Annotated in this window: 22 protein-coding genes and 1 pseudogene; 13 read left to right on the top strand and 10 right to left on the bottom strand. The window is 67.6% G+C overall.

From position 1 onward, the window contains the following. Window positions 1–93: 93 nt before the first annotated feature. Window positions 94–348 (top strand): annotated as a pseudogene (locus EV640_RS06010) (integrase core domain-containing protein); the annotation flags it as partial. Window positions 349–367: 19 nt separating this feature from the next. Further along, complete coding sequence (locus tag EV640_RS06015) at window positions 368–1075, top strand: hypothetical protein (RefSeq protein ID WP_133726093.1); 708 nt, start codon at window positions 368–370, stop codon at window positions 1073–1075. A 332-nt stretch (window positions 1076–1407) separates the two neighbouring features. Here the strand turns inward: EV640_RS06015 and EV640_RS06020 are convergent, their stop codons facing one another. From EV640_RS06020 to EV640_RS06030, 3 genes are all read right to left on the bottom strand, one after another. Further along, entirely contained in the window at window positions 1408–2268 is an 861-nt protein-coding gene (locus EV640_RS06020; RefSeq protein WP_133726094.1) for a hypothetical protein, read from the bottom strand. A 774-nt stretch (window positions 2269–3042) separates the two neighbouring features. Further along, window positions 3043–3495: a reverse transcriptase-like protein gene (locus tag EV640_RS06025; RefSeq protein ID WP_036475517.1), complete on the bottom strand. Its 453-nt coding sequence runs from the start codon at window positions 3493–3495 to the stop codon at window positions 3043–3045. 62 nt (window positions 3496–3557) lie between these two features. Then, on the bottom strand, window positions 3558–4445 hold the full coding sequence (locus tag EV640_RS06030) for a Nif3-like dinuclear metal center hexameric protein (protein ID WP_133726095.1): 888 nt from the start codon (window positions 4443–4445) through the stop codon (window positions 3558–3560). 62 nt (window positions 4446–4507) lie between these two features. On the opposite strand from EV640_RS06030, the gene msrA reads away from it, so the two are divergent. From msrA to epsC, 3 genes are read left to right on the top strand one after another with little or no spacing between them, the layout of a single operon-like run. Beyond that, window positions 4508–5062 (top strand): peptide-methionine (S)-S-oxide reductase MsrA, encoded by a 555-nt coding sequence (gene msrA / locus EV640_RS06035; protein ID WP_036475521.1) that lies wholly within the window; start codon window positions 4508–4510, stop codon window positions 5060–5062. 1 nt (window position 5063) lies between these two features. Beyond that, window positions 5064–5999, top strand: coding sequence for a cysteine synthase A (gene cysK / locus EV640_RS06040; protein WP_036475523.1), 936 nt, complete (start codon window positions 5064–5066; stop codon window positions 5997–5999). Window positions 6000–6048: 49 nt separating this feature from the next. After that, entirely contained in the window at window positions 6049–6636 is a 588-nt protein-coding gene (gene epsC, locus EV640_RS06045) for a serine O-acetyltransferase EpsC (RefSeq protein ID WP_036475525.1), read from the top strand. A 63-nt stretch (window positions 6637–6699) separates the two neighbouring features. On the opposite strand, the gene EV640_RS06050 is transcribed toward epsC, so the two are convergent. The 4 genes from EV640_RS06050 to zapE form a co-directional block, all read right to left on the bottom strand. Further along, on the bottom strand, window positions 6700–7806 hold the full coding sequence (locus tag EV640_RS06050) for an NAD(P)H-dependent flavin oxidoreductase (protein ID WP_036475526.1): 1107 nt from the start codon (window positions 7804–7806) through the stop codon (window positions 6700–6702). Window positions 7807–7886: 80 nt separating this feature from the next. Then, window positions 7887–9347 (bottom strand): NADP-dependent phosphogluconate dehydrogenase, encoded by a 1461-nt coding sequence (gene gndA / locus EV640_RS06055; protein ID WP_036475527.1) that lies wholly within the window; start codon window positions 9345–9347, stop codon window positions 7887–7889. Between the two features lie 300 nt (window positions 9348–9647). Further along, window positions 9648–10571: a polyphosphate kinase 2 gene (gene ppk2 / locus EV640_RS06060; RefSeq protein WP_051501168.1), complete on the bottom strand. Its 924-nt coding sequence runs from the start codon at window positions 10569–10571 to the stop codon at window positions 9648–9650. Between the two features lie 110 nt (window positions 10572–10681). Continuing rightward, entirely contained in the window at window positions 10682–11737 is a 1056-nt protein-coding gene (zapE, locus tag EV640_RS06065) for a cell division protein ZapE (protein ID WP_036475528.1), read from the bottom strand. Between the two features lie 89 nt (window positions 11738–11826). Between zapE and EV640_RS06070 the strand changes: the two genes are divergently transcribed. Together EV640_RS06070 and EV640_RS06075 are read left to right on the top strand one after the other, a co-directional pair. After that, a complete protein-coding gene (locus EV640_RS06070; RefSeq protein WP_036475530.1) occupies window positions 11827–12717 on the top strand; it encodes a sulfurtransferase in 891 nt (296 codons plus the stop codon). Next, window positions 12714–13187, top strand: a complete 474-nt coding sequence (locus EV640_RS06075) for a SufE family protein (protein WP_036475531.1) — start codon at window positions 12714–12716, stop codon at window positions 13185–13187. The genes EV640_RS06070 and EV640_RS06075 overlap by 4 nt, the downstream gene beginning before the upstream one ends. Here EV640_RS06075 and EV640_RS06080 read toward each other — a convergent pair. Beyond that, complete coding sequence (locus tag EV640_RS06080) at window positions 13132–14526, bottom strand: alpha/beta hydrolase family protein (protein ID WP_243832250.1); 1395 nt, start codon at window positions 14524–14526, stop codon at window positions 13132–13134. The two genes, EV640_RS06075 and EV640_RS06080, sit on opposite strands and share 56 nt — an antisense overlap. A 45-nt stretch (window positions 14527–14571) precedes the next feature. Here EV640_RS06080 and msrB point away from each other — a divergent pair, with 45 nt between their 5' ends. The 6 genes from msrB (at window position 14572) to EV640_RS06110 (ending at window position 20845) form a co-directional block, all read left to right on the top strand. After that, entirely contained in the window at window positions 14572–14988 is a 417-nt protein-coding gene (gene msrB, locus EV640_RS06085; RefSeq protein WP_036475532.1) for a peptide-methionine (R)-S-oxide reductase MsrB, read from the top strand. 3 nt (window positions 14989–14991) lie between these two features. Further along, entirely contained in the window at window positions 14992–16050 is a 1059-nt protein-coding gene (locus tag EV640_RS06090) for a threonine aldolase family protein (RefSeq protein WP_235181030.1), read from the top strand. Between the two features lie 119 nt (window positions 16051–16169). Next, the gene (locus EV640_RS06095; RefSeq protein WP_036475625.1) at window positions 16170–16787 is read left to right on the top strand and encodes a DUF3000 domain-containing protein; all 618 of its coding nucleotides are present in this window, start codon (window positions 16170–16172) and stop codon (window positions 16785–16787) included. A gap of 19 nt (window positions 16788–16806) precedes the next feature. After that, window positions 16807–18036 (top strand): ribonuclease D, encoded by a 1230-nt coding sequence (locus EV640_RS06100; RefSeq protein WP_036475627.1) that lies wholly within the window; start codon window positions 16807–16809, stop codon window positions 18034–18036. A 106-nt stretch (window positions 18037–18142) separates the two neighbouring features. After that, on the top strand, window positions 18143–20314 hold the full coding sequence (locus EV640_RS06105; RefSeq protein ID WP_051501169.1) for a 3-hydroxyacyl-CoA dehydrogenase NAD-binding domain-containing protein: 2172 nt from the start codon (window positions 18143–18145) through the stop codon (window positions 20312–20314). Window positions 20315–20413: 99 nt separating this feature from the next. After that, window positions 20414–20845 carry a Rieske (2Fe-2S) protein gene (locus EV640_RS06110; RefSeq protein ID WP_036475533.1) on the top strand — a complete coding sequence of 144 codons (432 nt, stop codon included), beginning with the start codon at window positions 20414–20416 and terminating at the stop codon, window positions 20843–20845. A 7-nt stretch (window positions 20846–20852) separates the two neighbouring features. Here the strand turns inward: EV640_RS06110 and EV640_RS06115 are convergent, their stop codons facing one another. Together EV640_RS06115 and dxs are read right to left on the bottom strand one after the other, a co-directional pair. After that, window positions 20853–21344, bottom strand: a complete 492-nt coding sequence (locus EV640_RS06115) for a hypothetical protein (protein WP_133726096.1) — start codon at window positions 21342–21344, stop codon at window positions 20853–20855. A 2-nt stretch (window positions 21345–21346) separates the two neighbouring features. Next, window positions 21347–23374: a 1-deoxy-D-xylulose-5-phosphate synthase gene (dxs, locus tag EV640_RS06120; protein ID WP_036475536.1), complete on the bottom strand. Its 2028-nt coding sequence runs from the start codon at window positions 23372–23374 to the stop codon at window positions 21347–21349. Between the last annotated feature and the right edge of the window lie 55 nt (window positions 23375–23429).

Genomic DNA, 23429 nt, shown 5'->3' on the forward strand with positions numbered 1-23429 from the left:
GGTGTTCGTCATGATCTGACCAGTCTTCCCGCCCGAGGACTCGGGCAACAAGACGACTCTCACAACGACTGGATCTAAAAAACGGGGTCAGCCCAACATGACCTGGTCGGATCGATGGGCAGAGTCGGGGCCGCGGGAGACAATGCGGCGATGGAGAGCTTCTTCTCGCTGCTTCAAAAGAACGTCCTGGATCGCCGCTCATGGCAGACCCGCGATCAGCTGCGGATCGCGATCGTGACATGGATCGAGCGGACCTATCACCGCCGCCGAAGGCAGAAACGACTCTCGGGATTGACCCCAGTGGAGTACGAAGCAATCATGAACACCGGCGTCGCTCTCGCGGCGTGACTACACCTGTCACCTATCGGTGCGGCAGACCCATCTTCTTCGGCTGACCTTGGCATCCGTCGAAATTGTAGCTACTCGGCGGGAAGCTCTGGACAGCGTTGCCGAAGTTGAAGGACTCCCTCCGACACTGGCGACATATCGCCACTCCGTTTATGAAACCAGCGTTGTTTACGAGTTCTCGCAATTGGCGCGCCAGGATTTTGAAGCACACGACAATACACCTGTATGGGAACGTCCTATCGCGTGGCAAGTGCCTGACGGCAAGTACTGGCGTGCCGGACACATCGACATGTCTCTCTTCTCCGCGAAGCGGAATGTGGAGACCCGGATTGAGTTTGGCAAGGCCAACCCAAGACTGAACTCGAGACCGAGCCCGCGGGATCTGAAGTTAGAAGACGACGCCCGGAAACTGTTCGAGACCCGGCAGGAACACCGGGCCTCCAAGAACGACACACACGACAGTACCGTTAAGAAACGTAGCATCGAGAGCTTCGTTGTGATCTGGGAAGAGCGTGATTCGCGAATCCAGAAAAGTACCGCCAAATTGACCCTGAAGCGTGGGCAGGAGTGGCTCCAGCGTTGTCGTCACCATGCCACGTCGGCCACAACCAAGACGGGCTGCAACGTCGTCCTCGAGGCGGTGGCGGCGTCGACATTGGTGAGCTTCGATTCTTCCGTGCACCGCAGCGCGTATGCGGCAATCTACTCTATAGCCTTGACGGATTGACGGGCTGACGAGCTGACGAGCTGACGAGCTGACGAGCTGACGAGTTGACGAGCCATTGGAGCTTAACTGCTGATGCAGGGTCAATTTTCACATTGAACGAATGCTCGTCCCTACCCGCGGTGTGCAATCCAACCGGACGGTCACGGCGGTGAAAGCCAGGCTCTTTCGGTCGCGTTTTGGGGAATCGCGGCAACAAGTTCGGCAGAAAGAGGTTCGAGGATTCCTCTGGCTAGATGGGAAAATTGGGCTGATACGAGCCGATCGAGCTGGTGCCGCGGTTGGCGAGCTGCATTGCTCCGGACACCCGAACTCTCTTCGCACGATATTCGCGCTCAGGAAGCGGAAGCCGCGGTGAGCGTCTGCAGTCGCCTGTCGATGCCTTCAGCTAGCGCTTGCCTTCCTTCTCCGTTGTTGTGGTATGGCAAAGTGCGGATCGGGCGAAGGTCGAATGGGACGTCATCAAGGGTCTGCGTCACGAGGATCACGTCCCTACCGAGAGTGTGAGCGATGCCAGTCTCATAGAAGACATTCGGGTTCTTACCGCTGAGGTCGGCCACTACGACCCGGGCCCGCCAAATCAGGCTTAGCACGTCGTCCATGATGTGGTCGCGCTCCCAGATGTCGTCCGCGCGGATGCATCGCATGCCGGAGGCCTCCACTCCTTGCCGGATCGCCTCGTAGACGGGCTGGAAGCCGGCGCCGAAGGGCATCATGACGGCGACCAAGTCTGGCTCGATGAACTCGCGCGTCGGGAAGTTCAGCACCTTCGGGCGACGCCGAGCTCCAGACACGTGCTCATCGAGGACGCGGTAAAGATCAACGTCCTTCACTGCCCAATGGGTCCGATGAAATTCCCAGGCCGAGATGTCCAGCGCGTTACCGGCCGCCTCAATCCGTGGACTTGGAATTGGGTCGATTGCTGGGTTCGGGATGAAGGTGTACCGGTAGTTTCGGCCGGAGTGGACGATCTCACTAATCCGACCAATCCGAGCGATCTGCGGCTCCCCGTCGTACCCAGTCTCCGGCATGACGAGCGACGGGAGGTTGAGTAGTCGCTCGGTCCGAATTGGGCCGCGGGTACTGCCGCCATCGGTCGAAGGCGCGACGTACTGACGCACTACGTCGCTGGTGTGCTCCAGCATTCGGTTGGTGTCGGCCTCGCCACCGGTGTAACCCATGAGCAGGTTGTACAAAGGACCGTCCCCCATTGCTCGCGCCAGTCCGTCCAAGAGGAACGAAAGGCGACGTGATCGTTTCCAAAATCAACGCTTAGGCTTTAGACCTTGTAAAACGTCCGTACGCAACGCAACCCGCGCTGACCCTCAGGCTCGTCACCGCCATGATACAGCGACGGGTGGGTGGAGCCGATGCACCGAGTAGGCTGACTACTCCGAATCCGGGTTCGAGCAAACTGCTCGCTTATACCGAAGTCTGACCGCTGCAGCCACACAGAACGCTGTGGCTAAGCAGATGTCTACCCCGGCCCAAAGTCCCCATCAAACTCCACCCCGGGCGGTCAGCTCTCGAGCACAGTATTCCTATGGAGAGTCGTGTTAGCGATAGCTCGCTTGGGGAGTGTCCGAGAAAAGTTCGACGGGTTCTGGCCCGTCGTGGTCAATGACCGACTTCTCACCTCCTCATCCCGACGGCTTGTTATGCGTGGGAGGTCACGAGGGACGCTGCATCCTGCTACCCGGGGCTCTGCGACCTCAGTTGGACGAATCACGAACATGTTGTCTGGGCATTGGACTGCACTCGGACGCGGAACGTTGGGAGTGGCTTGCCCCACATCCTGCCGTTGCACTTGCTTGATGGTCAAAACTGTCCACAGGAGTCCGGCAGAGGCGAACCGAGTTCTCGTTCAGGTCTCTGTCACCGTGAGACTTACGCTGTGGCGTGTTGGTCCCGAACCATCCAATCGTCTGTGACGCTCGTTTCAGACTGGACTTTAACCGGGACTAAAGCGTTCAGGCCACCGGGCGGATCCGACTGCGGCTCGGATCCCAGGCGCTCCCGGCGGCGCAGGCGTCCATGGCCTCGTTGCTGAGCGCGTCGGCGTCGCCGTTGTCCTTGCGCGGGATCCAGGTGTAGCGAACCTGCATCGGCGGCAGGATAGTGGCGGCCTCAGCGGCCAGGCGCTTCATGTCCTCGTGCTTGATCTTCCAGCGCCCGCTCATCTGCTCCACCACGAGCTTTGAGTCCAGCTTGACCTCCACGGAGGCCTGCGGGTCCAGGTCACGGGCCAGCCGCAGACCCTCGATGAGCCCGGTGTACTCGGCGACGTTGTTGCTCGCCTTGCCCAGCGGGGTGGCCTTGGTGGCGAGAATCTGACCCGCCTCGTTGCGGACCAGGGCGCCGGAGCCGGCGATTCCAGGATTGCCGCGGCTTCCGCCGTCGGCCTCGACGAACAGAGTGGTCATGGCTCACGCACCTTCAGGTCAGTACAGGTCTTGAAACAGGGACGTCGGGGCCACGGGCCGGCTCAGTGGCCGGGTGTGAGCACGAAGACCCAGGGGTCGGTGTTGATGCCGCTCACGGCAACTTCCACATCGTAGCCGCGATCGGTCAGCGCCCGGTGGAGCGCCTGGGCCGCGGTGGGCAGCCAGAGCCATTCCGAGGCGAAGTGTGAGACATCGATCAGACCCGGGCGTCCCCCCACGGCCGCCTCCCGGGCCTCTGAGGCCGGATGATGCCGCAGATCCGCGGTGAGGAAGACATCGGCCCCTGCCTCGGCAGCCGCGGACAGCATGGAGTCCCCCGCCCCGCCGCACAGCGCCACGCGCTGGACAAGGCCGTCCCGGTCACCGGCAACCCGCACGCCGCCCGCCACGGCAGGCAGCACGGAGAACACCCGTGCGGCGAAGTCCCCGAGCGTCATAGGCTCGGTGAGCATGCCGATCCGGCCGAGGCCCTCCTGAACCAGTCCTTCTGCGGCAGGAGCCAGCGGCGCGGTGTCCTCGAGCCCCAGCGCACCGGCGAGGACATCATTGACCCCGCCGATCGCGGAATCCCCATTGGTATGAGCAGTCAGCAAGGCGCATCCCGACTCGATCAGCCGGTGCACCATCTCGCCCTTGAACTGTCCCGCCTCCACCGAGGTGACCCCGCGCAGCAGCAGCGGGTGATGGGTGATCAGCAGATCTGTCCCGGAGCTCGCCGCCTCCTCGATGACCGCGCGGACCGGGTCCACGGCGAAGTGGATCCGGCGCACCGGTGCCTCGCGCCGCCCGGTGACCAGCCCGACGGCGTCCCAGGACTCGGCCAGGGAGCGCGGCCAGAGCTCCTCGGCGGCATCGAGCACCTCATCGAGGGTCGGGACCTGGGAATCGGTGGTGGTCTCATTCGGACGCGGAGCGGGGCTGGGCGACATATCTCTTTTCTACAGGCCACAGATCAGGAATACAGTCCGGGACACGGACGGTTGTGTTGGGCATGGACAATTCTCTCAAGACCGTGGTGCTCGCGGCCGGCTGCTTCTGGTGCCTGGATTCCCTCGCACGCCGACTCCGCGGAGTGCATCACGTGCGCAGCGTCTACACCGGCGGCTCCGGTCCCGCCATCTATGAAGCCGTGGCCTCCGGCGGCACCGGACACGCAGAAGCCGTTGAGATCGGTTACGACCCCAACGTGCTCCCGGACCAGGTGCTCTACAACGTGTTCTTCTCCAGCCACGACCCGACCACCCTGAACCGGCAGGGCTACGACGTCGGCACCCAGTACCGCTCGTCCATGTTCTACACCGATGAGGCACAGCACGATGAGTTCGCCGCCGCGATCGCCCACGCGCAGAACTCCTTCAACCGGCCCATCGTCACCACCCTGGAACCGCTGGGACGGGTCTTCGAGGCCGAGGAGGTCCATCAGGACTTCCACTCGCGCCGTCCCGATGTCGGATACTGTCAGGTCATCATCGATCCCAAGGTCGCAAAGCTCCGCAGAGACTATGCTTCATGGTTGAAACCCGAGGAAGAAAGGTCCACACACTGACATGGCCAAGATTCTTGACAACATCACCCAGGCAGTCGGCAACACCCCCCTGGTCCGGCTGAACCGGCTGGGTGCGGACCTTCCGGGCAACATCGCGATGAAGCTGGAGTTCTACTCCCCCGCCGGCTCGATCAAGGACCGCATCGGCGCCGCCATCGTCGACGCCGCGGAAGAGTCCGGAATGCTCAAGCCCGGCGGGACCATCGTGGAGGGCACCTCGGGCAACACCGGGATCGCGCTGGCCATGGTGGGTGCCGCCCGCGGCTACCGCGTGGTCCTGACCATGCCGGAGACCATGTCCACCGAGCGTCGCGTGATGCTGCGCGCCTACGGCGCCGAGATCGTGCTGACCCCCGGAGCTGAGGGCATGCGCGGCGCGGTGGAGCGCGCCAAGGCCATCGTGGCCGAGACCGAGAACTCCATCTGGGCCCGGCAGTTCGCCAACGAGGCCAACCCCGCCACGCACTACCGGACCACCGGTGAAGAGGTCTGGCGCGACACCGACGGCGAGGTCGACATCTTCATCGCCGGCATCGGCACCGGCGGCACCATCACCGGTGCCGGGCGCCGACTCAAGGAATACAAGCCCAGCATCCACCTGGTCGCTGTGGAACCCGAAGACTCCCCGATCCTCTCCGGCGGCACCGCCGGTCCGCACAAGATCCAGGGCATCGGGCCGAACTTCATTCCCGACATCCTGGACCAGGAGATCTACGACGAGGTCTACCAGGCCAACCTCGAGAAGGCCGTGAGCTGCGCCCGCGACCTCGGCACCCAGGAGGGCATCCTCGGCGGCATCTCCACCGGAGCCAACGTCGCCGCCGCACTGGAACTGGCCTCCCGCGAGGAGAACCGCGACAAGCTCATCGTGACCTTCGCCTGTGACTTCGGAGAGCGCTACATCTCCACCCTGCTCTACGAAGACATCCGCGGCTGATCCGCCCACCAGCCGTGAAGTTCGATCCCTGTGAAAGGTTGGTTCCCCCTTGGGACCTCTGAAGCGTCTGCGCGAGGACATCAAGGCCGCGCGTGAACATGATCCGGCCTCGCGCAGCACCGCAGAGGTGGTGCTCGTCTACTCCGGCCTGCACGCGGTCTGGTCCTACCGGGTCGCCCACAAGATGTGGCAACGGCGACCGCTGAAGACCCCGGCCCGCGCGCTGTCCCAGCTGACCCGCGGCCTCACCGGGATCGAGATCCACCCGGGAGCCCAGATCGGGCGTCGTTTCTTCATCGACCACGGCATGGGCGTGGTCATCGGCGAGACCGCCGAGATCGGTGACGACTGCATGCTCTATCAGGGCGTCACCCTCGGTGGACGATCCCTGGAACAGACCAAGCGCCACCCGACCCTGCGCGACGGAGTCGTCGTGGGTGCCGGCGCGAAGGTGATCGGCCCCGTGGAGATCGGCGCCGGCTCAGCCGTGGGCGCCAACGCCGTGGTGGTGAAGTCCTCACCGCCCAACTCGATCCTCACCGGCGTTCCGGCCAAGGCGCGTCAGCGCGGAGTCGCCGAGCGGAAGCCCCACGTCGACCCGGCGGAGTACGCGCTGGACCCGGCCATCTTCATCTAGAGGCTGTGTGCGCTAGCTAGAGCCCGTCCATCGGGAGCCGGTCCTTGCTAGGAGGACGTCCGCTCAGATCCGGTGGCCGCCCGCGAAGCAGCGCATGACCTCGCCGGCCGGGTCCGAACGTGCTGCGGCGAACCCTGTTCCGGCCCAGAGGTTCAACCCGTGCGGGTCTGAGGCGGCACCCGCTGCTCGGCGCAGTCCCGCGCTGAGCTGATGCAGTGCCGGGAACCCCGACGGCGCAGATGCGGTCAGCGCCTCGGTGAGGCTGTTGCGCAGCGCCCGCGCCGGCCGACCTGAGAACGCGGTGGTCATGATGGTCTCTGACACTCCCGGAGGAGCGGCCAGAGCCTGCTGATGTACCGGATGTGTCCCGCTCTCGGGGCAGCGCAGCAGCGCGGTGCCCAGCACCGCGCCCTCCGCACCTGCATGCAGTACGGAGCTGACCCCTTCGGCGTCGGCGATGCCGCCCGCCGCCCAGAGCGGCAGTTCGGTGCGGCCGGAGACAGCCTGAAGCAGCTCGAGGAGATCTATCTCCGCGGGTGGATCCCGCGGAGTCCAGGTCCCGGAGTGGCCCCCAGCTGATGAGGCCTGGACGATCAGCCCGTCGACCCCGGCGCCGGTTGCGCTCACAGCCTCCGCGACAGAGGTCACGGTCTGCAGCACCTTCGCCCCGGTGGCCCGCATCCGTGCGATGTCCAGGGCTGACGGCAGACCGAAGGTCAGGCTGATCAGCGGCACCGGGTTCGCCTCGAGCACCTCGAGCTTCTGCTCCCAGAAGTCCTCCCAGACCTCGCCGGGCGCTGAAGTGACTCCCGCGAGGCTGCTGATCTCCGGCAGCTCCACCTCCGCCGCCCACCCTGCCCCAGCGCGGGCATGGTCGCCCAGCCACTGCTGCAGCTCAGCGCGGTGCCGATCGAGCTCCTCAAGCCCGATCGGGACCGGGTTCGGCACGAAGAGGTTCACCCCGAAGCGCGGCGTGGACTGCTGCACCTGCTGGATCTGCGCCGCCAGGTCCTCGGGCCTCTTGTACCCGGCCGCGAGGAAGCCGACTCCCCCGGCTGCGGCGGCGGCCACGACCAGCTCGGGACGGCTCGGCCCACCGGCCATCGGGGCGGCCACCACGGGAATGGTGGCGCCCACCGAGGCCAGCAGGCCGGTCCTCCTGCTGCTCATCTGCTCAGCCTGCTCATTCGTTCAGCCTGCTCATCTGCTCAGCTCCGTCGCTTCGGAGTCAGTCCGTGGATCCGATCAGGTCAGGCGTCGATCTCGCTGCGGTCCCCGGACCACAGGGTGTGGAAGGTGCCTTCCTTGTCCACGCGCTGATAGGTGTGCGCACCGAAGTAGTCGCGCAGTCCCTGGGTCAGCGCCGCCGGGAGCCGTTCCCGGCGCAGGCTGTCGTAGTAGGACAGCGAGGAGGAGAACACCGGTGCGGGCACGCCGTAGGTCGCGGCGGCCGCGACCACACGGCGCCAGGCCGGGAGGCATTCGTTGATGGCCTCGTTGAACTCTGGTGCCAGCAGCAGATTCTTGGGCTGCTGGTCCCGGGGGGCGTCGTAGGCCTTCATGATGGTGTCCAGCAGGTCGGCCCGGATGATGCAGCCGGCGCGCCAGAGCGAGGCGATGGCCTTGAGGTGCAGCTCCCAGCCGTACTCCTCGCCAGCGGCGACGAGCATGTCCAGGCCCTGGGCGTAGGCGACGAGCTTGGAGGCGTAGAGCGCCTTGCGCACGTCCTCGACGAAGTCCTGACGGTCTTCGGGGCTGCCGTACTTCTCGGTGGCGGAGAGGGTCTCGTCGATGCCGGCATGGAAGGTGGCGTTGGTGACGGCGCGCAGCTCACGCTGCGAGGAGATCGAGCGGGCGAAGACCGACTCGGCGATCGCGGTGACCGGTGAGCCGACCTCCAGGCCGGAGATCGCGGTCCAGCGACCGGTGCCCTTCTGGCCGGCGGAGTCCACGACCACGTCCACCAGCGGACGGCCCGTGGTCTCATCCTCCTGCTCGAGCACCTCGGAGGTGATCTCGATCAGGTAGGAGGCCAGGTCTGTGGTGTTCCATTCGCGGAACACCCCGGCCTGGTCGCGGGGTTCGATGCCTGCCAGTGAGCGCATCAGGTCGAAGGCCTCGCCGATGACCTGCATATCGGCGTATTCGATGCCGTTGTGGACCATCTTGACGTAGTGCCCGGCGCCGTCGGTGCCGACCCAGGCGCAGCAGGGCTCGCCGTTGTACTTCGCGGAGATCTTCTCCAGCATCGGGCCCAGCGAGTCATAGGACTCCTTGGAGCCGCCGGGCATGATCGAGGGGCCGTTGAGCGCGCCCTCTTCGCCGCCGGAGACGCCGACCCCGACGAAGTGCAGGTTCTGCGCGCGCAGGCTCTCTTCCCGGCGTCGGGTCTCTTCGTAGAAGGAGTTGCCGCCGTCGATGATGATGTCGCCCTCGTCCAGCAGCGGGACCAGGTCCGCGATCACGGAGTCCACCGGGGCTCCGGCCTGGACCATGATCAGCACGCGACGGGGGCGCTCCAGAGATTCCACGAGCTCAGCCAGAGTCTCGGTGCGCACGAAGTCGCCGTCGCCTCCGTGGGCCGCCAGAAGGGCGTCCGTGCGGGCGACCGAGCGGTTGTGCAGCGCGACCGTGTAGCCGTTGCGCGCCAGGTTGCGAGCCAGATTGGCTCCCATGACGGCCAGGCCGGTCACTCCGATATGGGCACTCATGCATTCTCCTTCGTCGAGGTCAGTCAGACATTCTCACAGCACAGCATCTTCCCCGTCTGCACTCGCGGACCGCGGTGACGCGGGCCCGGATCACCGTGCACACAGCAGCCGTCCTGGAGGTCGGACATGGGATCCCCGCCGTCGTGAACCTCGGTGTCCCCGGGGCGAGCACTGCAACTCTACCGCTTCGCCTTGCGCACCGGCCCAGGTCAACCCTGAGTCCGCGTGGCCGGCCCGGGCTCAGACGCCCACGCCGACGGTCAGGCGCCCACGCTGACGGGCAGTCGCCCGCAGCGGCGGTCAGTCACCCACGGCGTCGCGGCCGCGCTGCACGATCAGCGGATCGGGCTCCCCGACGATCTCATGGTCCTTGCCCTCGTATTCGAACTGGGCCAGGAAGCACTTGATCGCGTTGAGCCGGGCTCGCTTCTTATCGTTGGACTTGATCGTCATCCACGGCGCATGGTCGGTGTCGGTGCGCAGGAACATCTCTTCCTTGGCCTCGGTATAGGCCTCCCAGCGGTCCAGGGACTCCAGGTCCATCGGTGAGAGCTTCCACTGCCGGACCGGGTCGATCTGGCGGATCGCGAACCGGGTGCGCTGCTCCTGCTGGGTCACCGAGAACCAGAACTTGGTCACGTGGATCCCGGCGTCGACCAGCATCTGCTCGAACTGCGGGGCCTGGCGCATGAAGAGCTCATACTCCTGCTCGGAGGAGAACCCCATCACCCGCTCGACCCCGGCCCGGTTGTACCAGGAACGGTCGAAGAGCACCATCTCCCCTGCGGTGGGCAGATGGTCCACATAGCGCTGGAAGTACCACTGGCCCAGCTCACGGTCTGAGGGCCGGTTCAGCGCGACGACCCGCGCGGTGCGTGGGTTCAGGTGTTCAGTGAACCGCTTGATGGTGCCGCCCTTGCCGGCGGCGTCCCGGCCCTCGAAGACGATCACGTGCTTGAGCCCGTAGTCCTCGGCCCAGTACTGGAACTTCAGCAGCTCCACCTGCAGGTGGTACTTCTCGATCTCGTAGACGTCTCGGGAGAGCCGATTCTCATACGGGTAGTTCTCGTGCCAGGTCTCCACGGCACGGCCCTGCGGGTCGATCAGGTCCGGGTCAGGGGTGTGACCGTCCAAGACCGTGTATCCGCCCTCGCGGAGCTCGTCGATGAACTCACGGAGGTTCTTGCGGGCGGTGCCGTCGACCTGGAAGATCGGGTCATTCATCAGATCAGCCTTTCTCTGGTTGCGGCTGCTGCCAGCTCATCGGATGTCCATGGACACATTGTCGACCGTATCGGCCCGATCTGGAAGCACCGCGGCCTGTTACAGCTGGTTCAGAGCGCGACCTCACCCATCTGGCCGGCGCGGGCGAGCGCGGTGAGCCGGGAGACTGTGCGATGGTATTTCTTCATATAGCCGCCAGACATCATCTCTTCGGTGAACAGCTGATCGAAGGGCTTCCCGGAGGCGACGATCTTGATGTCCTGATCGTAGAGCCGGTCGGCGAGCACCACGAAGCGCAGCGCCAGCGCCTGGGCCTCGATGGTCTCGACATCCTTGAGCACCAGCACATCCATATCTGTGACCAGCTGCCGGTAGCGGCTGGGATGGACCCCGGTGATGTGCTTGGAGAGTGCGTCGAAGTCGTCCACGGCGATCCGCGCCTCGGGGTACTGCTTGGCTGCGAAGTCTTCGATCTCCTCGGAGCCCAGCGGCGCGGGCGCCTCGGGCAGGCCGCGGTGACGGTAGTCCTCGCCGTCGACCTTGACCACGGCGAACTGGTCCGAGAGCACCTGGATCTCGCGCTGGAAGTCGGCCGCGGCGAAGCGGCCCTCGCCCAGCGAGCCGGGCAGCGTGTTCGAGGTCGCGGCGAGCTTGACCCCGGCGTCGGCCAGCTCGCGCATCAACCGGGACATCAGCACGGTGTCCCCCGGGTCGTCGAGCTCGAACTCGTCGATGCAGACCAGCGCGTAGTCGCTGAGCACGTCCACGGTGCGACGGAAGGACAGCGCCCCGACGAGGTTGGTGTACTCCACGAAGGTGCCGAACGCCCGCTGGCCTTCGACCGAGTGGTAGAGCGAGGCCAGCAGGTGGGTCTTGCCCACCCCGAATCCGCCGTCGAGGTAGATCCCGGCGGGCGCCTTGGGGCGGGCCGGTGCCCGTCCGAAGAGCTTGCCGAGGAAGCCGCCGCCGGTCTGGGTTGCGCCCACCGTGGCGGAGAACTCGCGCAGCGCGGTGACCGCCTTCTCCTGCGAGGGATGCGCGGGGTCCGGGATGTAGGTGTCGAAGGAGACCTCCGCGAAGCGGAAGGACGGCCGCAGGCCCTCCAAGAGCTGACCGACTCCGAGCTGAGGGGTCCGCTGGCTCAGCGGAGTGGCGTTTGACGGCATGTGACCCACTCTACCCACGACTGCGTGTTTCACCGGCTGATTCCCTATCCTGGAAGGTGACCCAGTGACGACGGAAGGTTCTGAGCATCATGACCGAAGAAAAAGACTTCTCCCAGTACGCCCACCCCGACGCCCTGGTCTCCACCGACTGGGTGGCCCAGCACCAGGACGACCCGTCCGTGGTGCTGTTGGAATCGAACGAAGATGTGCTGCTCTACGAGACCGGCCACATCCCCGGTGCCCAGAAGATCGACTGGCACACCGATCTCAACGACCCGGTCACCCGCGACTTCCTGGGCCCGGAGCAGTTCGCCGCGTTCGCCTCCGCCAAGGGGATCACCCCTGAGACCACCGTGGTCTTCTACGGGGACAAGTCGAACTGGTGGGCCGCCTACGCCCTCTGGGTCTTCACGCTCTTCGGCCACGAGGACCTGCGCCTGATGGACGGTGGCCGGCAGAAGTGGGCCGCCGAGGGCCGCGAGCTGGTCACCGAGGTGCAGGCCCCGGCCGCGGCGGAATACCCCGCGCCGGCGCAGCGCGATGACTCCACCTTCCGCGCGTTCCGCGAGGATGTCCTCGCCCACTTCGGCAAGCCGATGATCGATGTGCGTTCACCCCTGGAGTACTCCGGTGAGCGCACCCACATGGAGGGCTACGAGCAGGAGGGCGCGCTGCGCGGAGGCCACATCCCCTCGGCCGCCTCGGTCCCGTGGGCCAAGGCCGCCAACGAGGACGGGACCTTCCGCTCCCGCGCCGAGCTGGAGGCGATCTACACCGAACAGGCTGGCCTCGGGGCCGCCGAGGAGGTCATCGCCTACTGCCGGATCGGGGAGCGCTCCTCGCACACCTGGTTCGTGCTGCAGCACCTGCTCGGCTACGACAACGTCCGCAACTACGACGGCTCCTGGACCGAGTGGGGCAACGCGGTCCGGCTGCCGATCGCCACCGGCGATCAGCCCGGTGCGGTGCCCGGCGCATGAGCCAGACCCCGAACTCGACGCTGCCCGCGCAGCTGACCGAGGTCATCGAGGAGTTCGCCGAGCTGGAAGATCGGCAGAAGCTGGAACTGCTGCTTGAGTTCTCCCGCGAGCTGCCGGAGCTGCCCGAGCGCTACCTCAACAGCTACGACCAGATGGAGGAGGTGGTGGAGTGTCAGTCCCCGCTGTTTCTGACTCTGGAGTACGACGACGCCGCCGGGACCGCCGCGATCTTCTTCGCCGCTCCCCCGGAGGCGCCCACCACACGGGGCTTCGCGGCGATCCTGCATGAGGGGCTGAGCGGTCTGCGCTTCGAGGAGATCCTCGCGGTGCCCGAAGACCTCTCGGAGCGTCTGGGCCTGTCCAAGGCGATCACACCGCTGCGGCTGCGCGGGATGACCGCGATGCTGGGCCGGATCAAGCGGAATATCCGGGCTCACCAGGCCGGGTCTGCCCCGGGGCAGCCCGGCTGAACAGGTCGGTGACCCAGTCGATGACCGTGGCGTCCCAGCGCTGCGGATCGTGGTTCCATTCCTTGACGTGGCGGGCCTGGGCGAAGGAGACATAGGTGACCTTCGGGTTCTTCCGGGCGAGATCCCGGGAGGGCCCGTAGGGCACGATGTTGTCATCGACGCTGTGCATGATCAGCACGTGGTCGCGCAGCTGCTCGGCCCGGTCGATCCAGTTCATCGCCTGCAGGTCCACCGGAGCGGCGAGCCCGGTGACCCTGCGGCCGCCCGGGTTGGAGATGAACCACTGGCCCAGTCGGCCCACCGCGTCGGGGATCCGGTTGGCCTTGGCCTGGTGGGCGAGCACGTCCATCCAATCGATCACCGGGCCGGTGAGCACCAGGCCCCGGATATAGGCGGCGTAGCGTGACCGGTCGGCGGTCTGCAGGCTGATCGCCCCGCCCATGGACCAGCCGAAGAGCAGGATGTCCTGCGCCCCGCGCTCCAGGGCGAACTCGATGCCGGCCTCGACGTCCTCCCATTCGGTGACCCCCAGGCCGTAGCGGCCGTCGGCGGCGGCCGGGGCCTCGCCGTCGTTGCGGTAGGAGATCAGCAGCGTCTCGGCGCCCAGCGCCGAGGTGGCCGCCAGCGCCCGGATGCCCTCGGTGCGGTTGCTGCCTCGGCCGTGGACCCCGATGGCCCAGACGTTGCGCCCGGTCAGCGGGCCCTGATGATCTGCGGGCAGGCCCGCGGCCACCGGCTGCGGCGCCACGTGCCAGGCCGGTGAGGGTCCGCCCGGAAGCGTGATGACCACCTCCTCGCTCTCGAAGCCGGCATCGGCCGGGTTCAGGTAGACCACCGAGGTCCACCAGCCGCGCACCGCGGTGCGCAGGTCCCCGCCGTAGACCTTCTGCACCGGACGGGTCACCGTTCCACCCTTGGGCTCCAGCGCGATGATCGGCCCGATCCGCGCCAGGGAGCGGCCGCCGTGGAAGAACAATCCGTAGGTGCCCTCCACCACGGTCTCCGCGGTGATCGGCAGGATCACCTCGTCGCCCTCGGGACCGCGGGTCACCGCGAGGATCTGGAGGTCCTCGGCCCGCTCGCGCACCGGGGTGACCACGGCGCGGGCAAAATAGCCGGCGAGCCCGGAGGCCGCGGCAGCCAGGGTCATCCCGGCTGCGAGCCCGGTGCCCACTCCCAGGGTCGTGGCGCGGATCCATGGGGTGTGCCCCGCGGTGTGCCTCGGGGTGTGCCCCGCCGCTCCGCGCCGAAGCCGTCTGGTCCAGGTGTGTGCCACCCGTGGGACCAGCGCCTTCGCCTGAGTCGCTGCAGCACCGGGTTCATTCAACCGTGACGTCATGCGGCTCAGCTTACGCGGGCGCGCGGAACGTGATGAGATGGGGACATGAGTGAGAACCAGAACACCGGAACCAGCGCCGATGAGTGGCGCGAGAAGCTCACCCCGCAGGAGTTTCAGGTGCTGCGTCAGGGCGGCACCGAACGTGCCTATACCGGGGAGTACTGGGACAACAAGGCGGCGGGAACCTACTCCTGCCGGGCCTGCGGTGCGGCGCTGTTCACCTCCACCGAGAAGTTCGACTCGCGCTGCGGCTGGCCCAGCTTCTTCGAGCCCGCCGGCGACGCGAACATCCGGTATCTCAGTGACACGTCGATGGGTATGGAGCGCACCGAAGTGCGCTGCGGCTCCTGCGACTCCCACCTCGGACACCTCTTCACCGGTGAGGGCTTCGACACCCCCACCGACCAGCGCTATTGCATCAACTCCATCTCCATGGACTTCACCGAAGCCGCTGAGAGCTGAGCGGTGCAAGACACCGAGACTCAGCCCCGGCTGCTGGATGCCTCCTTCGCCTCTGACAACGTCGCCGGGGTCTCCCCCGAGATCCTGCAGGCGCTGAGCCGGGTCAACGCCGACGCGGCGCTGCCCTACGGCGCCGATCCGGTGAGCGCCCAGCTGCGCGAGGTGATCAAGGAGACCTTCGGCGCTCGCGCGGAGATCCTGCCGGTCTTCAACGGCACCGGCGCCAATGTGGTGGCGCTGCAGGCGTTGCTGCCGCGCTGGGGTGCCGCGATCTGCTCCGCCCAGGCCCACGTGAACAACGACGAGGGCGCCGCACCGGAGCGCCTGGGCGCGGTCAAGCTGCTGCCCCGCCCGACCGCGGCCGGGAAGCTCACACCGGCAGACATCTACGCAGAGTCCAAGGCGTTGGGCTTCGTCCACGCCGCGCAGCCGCTGGCCGTCACCCTGACCCAGTCCACCGAGCTCGGCACGGTCTACACCGCGCAGGAGATCGCCGAGGTCGCCGAGGCGGCCCACGCCCAGGGCCTCGGGGTGCACCTGGACGGGGCCCGGATCTCCAATGCGGCCGCCGCTCTGGGATGCTCGCTGGCCGAGATCACCACCGCGGCCGGGGTGGATGTGCTCAGCCTCGGCGGGACCAAGAATGGCGCGATGGCGGCCGAGGCCGTGGTGGTGATCGACCCCGACCGGGTGGCGGGCACCGATTTCATCCAGAAGTTCTCGATGCAGCTGGCCAGCAAGCAGCGCTTCGTCTCGGCGCAGCTGCTGGAGCTCTTCGGCACTGACCTCTGGCGGCGCAACGCGACCCACGCCAATGCACAGGCCGCGAAGCTCGGGGAGGCGCTGGCCCAGGTGCCGGGGGTCACGCTCTCGCGGCCCACCGAGGTCAACGCCACATTCCCGGAGGTGCCGGTCCGGGTGGCCGAAGCGCTCCGCGACCGATACCTGATCCACGTCTGGGACACTGCGGCCAGCGGCGACCCGGTGCTGCGGATCATGTGCTCCTTCCAGACCACCGACGCGCAGATCGAGGCGCTGGTGGAGTGCGCGCGGCGCGCCTAGCACGGCAGGCTGATCGTTGTTCCTAATCTGGGGGCGTGACAGCTTTCGGTCCTATAGGAGGACCCGACCAGCAGAGCGCAGCCGGTGGCTCCTCCCAGCCGCCCCATGGTGCCACCGGCATCGAGGGTCTGCCCGAGGCGTTCCTGTGGGCACTGGGCAGTCTGCGCCACGCCTCCCCGCGACCAGAGGCGCTGGTCCAAGAGGTGCCGGCCCCGTCCAGGCTGGCGCCCTTCGCCGTAGCGCTGCGCGCCGAGGTGCATTCCGACGGCGGCCTCGCCCTGGGCTCCCACCCGGTCACCCGGCTGCACCCGCAGCCCGAGGACACCGAGGTGCTGGCCACCGGTCGCTTCATCCTGCTCCATGACCCGGCAGGCCAGCAGGCCTGGGGCGGGACCTTCCGGGTGGTGATCTATATCCGCGCCGAGCTCGACGCCGAGATGGGCAATGATCCGTTGCTGGCCTCCGTGGCCTGGACCTGGCTCTGTGATTCCCTGGCCCAGCACGGGGTGGAGTACAGTCATGCGGGCGGCACGGCCACCCGGATCCTCTCGGAGAGCTTCGGAAGCATGGAGAACCGGCTGCCGAGCAACGATGTTGAGCTCCGCGCCTCGTGGAGCCCCACCGGACACGGGTTCGGGTCCCACCTGCAGGCGTGGGCCGATATGGTCTGTTCCTTCGCGGGACTTCCGCCGCTGCCCGATGGAGTGATCGCCCTGCCACATATCAGGAGGAGCTGACGCAGTGCCGGAGACCTCGATGGACTCCCCCGACCAGGGGCCGCCGCCGCTGCTGACCGAGCCCGAGGACGGGGTCCCCTTCGTCATCGACACCGACCGGGGCCTGCAGCGCTGCGCCGATGCGCTGGCCGCCGGCACCGGCCCGGTCGCGGTGGACGCCGAACGTGCCTCGGGCTTCCGCTACGGACAGCGCGCCTTCCTGGTCCAGCTCAAACGCGAAGGCTCCGGGCTCTGGCTGATCGACCCGGAACCGTTCACCACCCTGGCCCCGGTGCAGGAGGCCCTCGACGGCGTCGAGTGGATCCTGCACGCCGCCAGCCAGGACCTGCCCTGCCTCGCCGAGCTGGGCATGCACCCGCACAGCCTCTTCGACACCGAGCTCGCCGCCCGACTGGGCGGGCTCCCCAGGGTCAGCCTCGGCGCCGTGGTGGAATCCCTGCTCGGGGTCCGCCTGGCCAAGGAACACTCGGCGGCGGACTGGTCGCGGCGTCCGCTGCCGCAGGACTGGCTGCGCTACGCGGCCCTCGACGTGGAGCTGCTGATCCCGCTGCGCGCGAGCCTCACCGAGCTGCTGGACGAGCAGGACAAGCTGGGCTGGGCCGAGCAGGAGTTCGAACACCTGCGCACCCACCGCCCGGTCACGGTCCCGCGCAGCGAACGCTGGCGCAAGGCCACCGGGGTGAACCGGCTGAAGTCCCCGCGCAAGCTCTCGGTGCTGCGCGAGCTCTGGGCCGCCCGGGAGAACATGGCCGAGTCCAAGGACATCGCCCCCGGACATATCCTGCCCGACTCCGCACTGGTCGCCGCGGCCGACGCGGTGCCGCGCACCGTGCCCCAGCTGCTCTCGATCAAGGGCTTCTACGGCAGGGCCGCCAAGCGCGAGGCGCCCAAATGGCTGCGCGCGATCGAATCCGGGACCAAGAGCCCCGAGGCACCGGAGTCCAAGCGCCGTGCCGCCGGCCCGCCACCGCCGCGGACCTGGAAGGACCGCAACCCGCTGGCCTTCCGCCGCTACCGCACCGCCCGGGACTGGTTGAACCACCGCGCCGAGGAGCTCGACCTCATGCCCGAGACCCTGCTGACCCCGGCGGTGCTCAAACAGCTCTGCTGGACCCCGCCGAAGGTCCTGGACCTCGACGGCGTCAGTGCGGCGCTGGCCGAGCTCGGCGCCAGGCCCTGGCAGATCGAGCAGTGCGCCGCCATCGTCACGGTGGCCCTGCTGGACCCGGAGCCGTTGGAGAGCTTCTGAACGCCGAGGCGTGGGTTTCGCCGTTGGTTACTCATGGGTAGGATGTGAGCTGAGACTCACCCCAGGCGCGGTTGCCCCGCGCCGACCCACGTCACGGAGGCAGCACATGACATCAGCGCACCCACCCGAGGTCCCGGCCGAGATCCCCGCAGCGGCCCTGGACTTCTCCCGCTTCGCAGACCTCGCGGAGGCCTTCAGCGATGAGGTCATCACCCACTCCCGCGCCGAGGACGTCGTCCTGCCCGAGGGCGCCGGAACGCTGGTGCTGATCCGCCTGGACAATGACCACCCCAAACGCCCCTCCACCCTGGGCCCGAGCAGCCTGATCCAGTTCGGTGAGGTCCTCGCCGCCGCGCTGCCGCGAGCCCAGGCCGGAGAGATCGCCGGCATCGCGGTGATCGGCAAGCCCGGGGTGCTCGCCGCCGGAGCCGACCTCGGCGCCGCCGAACGCGTGGAGTCTCGGGACCACTCCACCGCGATGGCTGATCTGGGCCATCACGCCTATCGGCTCCTGGAGGACTTCCCGGTGCCCAGCTTCGCGTTCATCAACGGCACCGCGCTGGGCGGCGGACTCGAGATCGCGCTGGCCGCGCAGCATCGCACGGTCTCCACCGCTGCCAAGGGCATCGGTCTGCCCGAGGCGTTCCTGGGCCTGGTTCCAGGCTGGGGCGGGATCTACCGCCTCCCCCGGCTGATCGGCCCCGAGGCCGCCGCAGAGGTCATCTTCAACAACGCGCTGAACAACAACCGCACGCTCACCGGGAACAAGGTCCACGCTCTGGGCATCGCCGATGCGCTCTTCGAGGCGGAGGACTTCGAGGCCGAGAGCCTCGGCTATGCCGCGCGGATCATCAGCGGCGACCCCGCCACCGCGCAGCAGCTCACCGCGCACCGCAGCCACGACTTCTCCGCCGAAGCCTGGGCCCGCGCCGTCGAAGCCGCCGAGCGCACCGTGGCCACCAAGCTCGGCCCCTCGGCGCCGGCTCCGCGCCGCGCGCTGGACCTTTTCACCCAGGTGCCCGAGCGCACCCGGGAGCAGAGCCGGGCCGCCGAGTGCGAGGCGCTGGGCGATCTGATGCTCACCGATGAGTTCCGCAACACCGTCTACGCCTTCCTGAACCTGCTGCAGAAGCGCGCCAAGCGTCCAGCCGGGGTCCCCGCCGTCGAGCCGCGCAGCATCACCAAGGTCGGCGTCGTGGGGGCCGGACTCATGGCCTCGCAGCTGGCCATGGTCTTCGCGGCCCAGCTGCAGGTCCCGGTGGTGCTCACCGACATCGACCAGGCCCGGGTGGACAAGGGGCTGGCCCACATCGCGGCCCAGCTCGAGAAGCAGGCGAGCCGGGGCCGGCTCACCCAGGAGCAGGCCGCAGGACTGCGCGGACTGATCACGGGCTCCACCGACAAGTCCGTCTACGCCGACGCCGACTTCGTCATCGAGGCGGTGTTCGAGGAGATCAACGTGAAGAAGCAGGTCTTCGCCGAGCTGGAGGCGATCGTGCCGGCCGAGACCATCCTGGCGACCAACACCTCCTCGCTCTCGGTCACCGAGATGGCCGCTGACCTGCAGCACCCGGAACGGGTGATCGGCTTCCACTTCTTCAACCCGGTGGCCGCCATGCCGCTGATCGAGATCGCCCGGGCCCCGCAGACCGCCGATGAGCCGATCGCCACGGCCTTCGCCCTCGCCGCGGGGCTGCGCAAGACCCCGGTGCTGACCAGCGACTCCACCGCGTTCGTGGTCAATCGGGTGCTGCTGCGTCTGATGAGTGAGGTGCAGCGGGCCTTCGACGAGGGCACCGATGCCGCCACGGCGGACGCCGCGCTGAAGCCGATCGGGCTCCCGATGAGCCCGTTCACCCTGCTGGCGATGGTGGGCATCCCGGTGGCCCAGCACGTCACCGAATCGCTGCACACCAGCTTCGGGGATCGCTTCCACGTCTCGGCCAACCTGCAGCGTCTCATCGACGCGGGGGTCACCGAGATCTGGAGCACCGACGACGCCGGCCGGCCCTTCATCAAGGACAGCACCCTCGCGCTGATGAGCTTCGGCAGCTCCCCGCGCACCTCCGAGCAGCTGCTGCGCACCGTCGAAGACGCACTGGCCGAGGAGATCGGGATGATGCTCGAGGAGGGCGTCATCGCCTCCCGCCAGGACGTGGATCTATGCATGATCCTGGGCGCCGGCTGGCCGCTGCACCGCGGCGGGATCACTCCCTACCTGGACCAGGTGGGCGCCAGCGAACGGATCAACGGCCGGGCGTTCAACACCCGGGACTGATCCCCCCGTCGGCTTTTGGGCCCAGGCCCTGGTTCAGTTCCCGCACAGCGGGCTGACCCAGGGCCTGGGCCCGGTCCGATTCCTCGTAGACTGGGCACCATGACTTCGCCCTGCTGTGATCGCCGCAGATTCCTGCGCGCCTCGGCCCTGACCGCGGGCTCCGCGGCGCTGCTGAGCGCCTGTGGCGCCGATGAGGCGCCAGATCCTGCCGCGCCGAGTGTCGCCGAGGGCGGCACCTGGACCGAGGTCATGGCGCTTGCCGAGCTTCAGGTGGGGGCGAGCAGCACCGCGGAGGTCGGAGAGACCCAGCTGCTGCTGCACCGCAGCGCCGAGACCACGGTCCATGCGTTCTCGGCGGTCTGCACCCATGAGGGCTGCGCGGTGGGCACCGAGCCGGAACGCTTCGCCTGCCCCTGTCACGGCTCGATCTTCAACCTGGAGACCGGCGCCGCCGAGGGCGGACCGGCGCGCGAGCCGCTGACCCGCTACCCCGCGGAGATCGACGGAGACTCCATCCGGGTCCGGGCCTGAGGAAGGCTCAGCCGACGCGCAGCTCGATCTTCGAGGCCGGCACATCTCCGGCGCGGACCGCGGCCTTCACCGCCTCACGGGCCTTGCCCTGGTGCAGCGTCTGGATCCGCATCACCGAGGCATGGCCGCCTCTGTGCGGTTCGATCACCGGGTCGCTGAGCAGGCCCAGGCCGCGCCAGGCGAGGGTGGCGAGCACCTCTCGGTGCACCGCCCCGACGTTGCGCTGCTCCGAGGCGCTGGGGTGCTCACCCTTGAGCGGGTAGAGCAGCCGCAGTTCGATCTGGTCATCAGGGGCAGGTTCGGCGAAGCCATCTTCCCGGCACTGGGCGGTGAAGCTCTCGAGCAGCTGCTCGGCCTCCGGTGCGCTGACCTTCTCGGAGGTGAGCTTGCCGTTGGCGCCCAGCGCACCGTGGTGGATCACGAACTCTCCGGTCGCTTCGTCGTACCAGGCTTCGCGGTAGATCCAGGCCTGCTCGTCGCGGCGGTAGAGAGTGATCAATGTCAGACCTTTCGGGTACGGAGACTGGGGATCTGGCCGGTGGGGACCGGTTCACCGGGCAGCGGACGGGCGTAGGGCACCTTGGTGCCGAGTACCTGTCCGACGGCGTCCTGGGTGATCTTCTGGGCGGTGAGGCCCACTCGTTCGAGAACCTCGCCACGGGTGCCGTGGGCGAGGAACTCCACCGGGAGTCCCACCTCGTTGAGGCCGGTGTCCACGCCGGCCTCGCGCATGCTCTGACGGATGCGTGAGCCGACGCCGCCGGCCTTGACGCCGTCCTCGATGCAGATGACGGTGCGATGCCGCGCGGCCAGGGAGATCACCGAGTCCGGCACCGGGAGCACCCAGCGCGGGTCTACCACGGTGGCGCTGATCCCTTGATCCGCGAGCCGCTGCGCGACGTCGAGGGAGAGCTCGGCCATGGTGCCCACGGAGACGATGAGCACGTCGTGGGCGTAGGGCTTCTGCGCCTCGGAGGTCGCTGCGGAGCTCGCCTCAGAGGTCGCCGCGGAGCTCCACAGCACGTCCACGCCGTCCTCGAGGCGTTCGAGCGCGTCGATCTCACCGTTGACCGAGCCCTTGGAGAAGCGCAGCACGGTCGGGGCGTCGTCCACGGCCACGGCCTCGCGCAGCTCCTCGCGCAGCCGGGTGGAGTCTCGTGGGGCCGCGATCCGCAGCCCCGGGACGATCTGCAGCAGCGAGAGGTCCCACATGCCGTGGTGGCTGGGGCCGTCAGGTCCGGTGACGCCAGCGCGGTCCAGGACCACGGTGACCCCGGCGCGGTGCAGCGCGACATCCATCAGCAGCTGGTCGAAGGCCCGGTTGAGGAAGGTCGCGTAGATCGCGACCACCGGGTGCAGTCCGCCGAAGGCGAGCCCGGCGGCGGAGGTCAGCGCGTGCTGTTCGGCGATGCCGACGTCGAAGACCCGCTCCGGGTGCTTCTGCGCGAAGCTGCGCAGCCCCACCGGGATCATCATGGCCCCGGTGAGCGCGACGATGTCCTCCCGCTCATCGGCGATGGCAGTGATCTCCTCTTCGAACACCGAGGTCCAGGAGCGGGCGCCGCCGCGGTGCACCGGCTCCCCGGTCTCCGGGTCGATGACGCCCACGGCGTGGAACTGGTCGTTCTCATCGGCGCGGGCCGGGGCGTATCCCTTGCCCTTCTCGGTCAGCGCATGCACGATCACCGGTCCGCCGTAGTTCTTGGCGTCGGTGAGCGCCTCCTCCATGGCACGCTGGTCGTGGCCGTCCACCGGCCCGATGTACTTCATGCCGAGGTCCTCGAAGAGTCCCTGGGGCGCCCAGAAGTCCTTGGCGCCCTTCTTTGCCGCGTGCAGGCTGCGGTAGACCATCTGGCCCATCGGTCCGCCGTTCTGCAGCTTCTGCTTGGTGCCGTCCATGATGTTCTCGTAGGTGCGGTGGGTACGGACCTTGTCCAGGAAGTTCCGCCGCAGCCGCCCGAGCTGCTCGGCCAGCCCCCCGACGGTGGGCGCGTAGGAGCGGCCGTTGTCGTTGACCACGATGATCACGCGGCGGTCCTTGTCGGCGGCGATGTTGTTCAGCGCCTCCCAGGCCATGCCGCCGGTGAGCGCGCCGTCGCCGATCACCGGGATCACACAGCGATCGGATTCCCCGGCGAGCACGCGGGCCTTGGAGATGCCGTCCGCCCAGGAAAGCGAGGAGGAGGCGTGGGAGGACTCCACGATGTCATGCACCGATTCGGCCCGATCCGGGTAGCCGGCGATGCCGCCGGTCTGGCGCAGCGTGGAGAAGTCCTGACGCCCGGTGACCAGCTTGTGCACATAGGACTGGTGGCCGGTGTCGAAGATGATGGAGTCGCGCGGGGAGTCGAAGACCCGGTGGATCGCCAGGGTCAGTTCGACCACCCCGAGGTTGGGCCCCATGTGTCCGCCGGTCTTGGAGACATTGGCGATGAGGAACTGCCGGATCTCCGCCGACAGCCGCTCCATCTGCTCGTCGCTGAGCTTGGACAGCTCCTGCGGAGACGTGATTGTCTGCAGAATACTCATTGCAGGAGTCTACCTCTCACGGCCTGCACGGGCGGACTTTGACGGGGCCCTGACA

Source organism: Nesterenkonia aurantiaca, assembly GCF_004364585.1.
GTDB classification, from domain to species: Bacteria; Actinomycetota; Actinomycetes; order Actinomycetales; family Micrococcaceae; genus Nesterenkonia; species Nesterenkonia aurantiaca.